Source organism: Caballeronia arationis (genome assembly GCF_001544975.2).
GTDB classification, from domain to species: domain Bacteria; phylum Pseudomonadota; class Gammaproteobacteria; order Burkholderiales; family Burkholderiaceae; genus Caballeronia; species Caballeronia arationis.
The window spans coordinates 1-1,241 of record NZ_FCOG02000456.1 but is presented as its reverse complement, the minus strand read 5'-3'; the positions used below and the strand labels follow the sequence as shown (position 1 = coordinate 1,241).

The following is a 1,241-nucleotide window of genomic DNA, read 5'->3' as shown; positions in this document are numbered from 1 at the left end:
AACGACACCGCTGCGCCTTATCCGGAGCATCTGTGTATCCATCAGCTCTTCGAGCAACAAGTTCAACGCACGCCCGACGCAATCGCGCTGGTCTTCGAAGACGAGTCGCTCACCTATGCGCAACTCAATGCACGCGCCAACCAGCTGGCGCATCATCTGATTGCGCTGGGCGTCAATCCGGAAGACCGTGTGGCGCTGTGCATGGAGCGCGGCACCGGCATGATCGTCGCGTTGATGGCGATTCTCAAGGCTGGGGGCGCTTATGTGCCGCTCGATCCGGCCTATCCGGGCGAGCGTCTGAGCCACATCCTCACCGATGCCACACCCCGGCTGTTGCTCGCCGATGCCGCGGGTCGCGAAGCGCTGGGAGATACCGGTGCGTTGACCGTGCTCGACCCCAATGCATCGCTCGATGGCTCGTTGCCACAAGACGATCCGCGAACGACTGTCGCCCCGCAGCACCTCGCCTATGTGATCTATACCTCGGGTTCCACTGGTATACCCAAGGGCGTTGCGATCGAACACCGGAACGCCGTCAACTTTCTGACCTGGAGTCAGGATGTCTTCACGTTGGAGGAGCTTTCGCAGACTCTGTTTGCGACCTCCCTCAATTTCGATCTCTCGATCTACGAGTGTTTCGCTCCTTTGACACGAGGCGGTACGGTTCACCTGGTCGACAACGTCCTCGCACTCGTCAGGGATCCGCACGAGGTGAGCCTCATCAATACGGTGCCATCGGCCATTACTTCGTTGCTGGATTCTGGCACGTCGTTGGCATCCATCCAGACGATCAATCTCGCCGGCGAGCCATTGAAGCTCGCGCTGATGAAAAGAATCTTTGCCGAGACCGACATTGAGCGCCTGTGCAATCTCTATGGACCATCCGAGACGACGACATACTCGACCTGGATTCAGATGCAGAAAGGCGATCATTTGACGGAAAGCATCGGTAAGCCGATCGCCAATACGCGCATCTACCTGCTCGATGCACAACGTCAATTGATGCCTCCGGGCGTGGTGGGAGAGCTTTACATCGGCGGTGCAGGCGTGGCGCGTGGCTATCTGAATCGGCCCGAACTCACCGCCGAGCGCTTCCTCGACGATCCGTTCGTTGCAGGCGCACGCATCTACCGTACGGGCGACCTCGCACGTTATCGCGCTGATGGCAATCTGGAGTTCCTCGGCCGCAACGATCATCAGGTCAAGATTCGCGGCTTCCGTATCGAACTCGGTGAGATCGA

The 1,241-nt window shown here is 58.9% G+C and carries 1 protein-coding gene; it reads left to right on the top strand.

Annotation, left to right across the window (positions count from 1 at the left end):
• Nucleotides 1-30: 30 nt before the first annotated feature.
• Nucleotides 31-1,241: non-ribosomal peptide synthetase (locus AWB81_RS43120; protein WP_327373551.1), on the top strand; the 1,211-nt coding region annotated here is incomplete at its 3' end.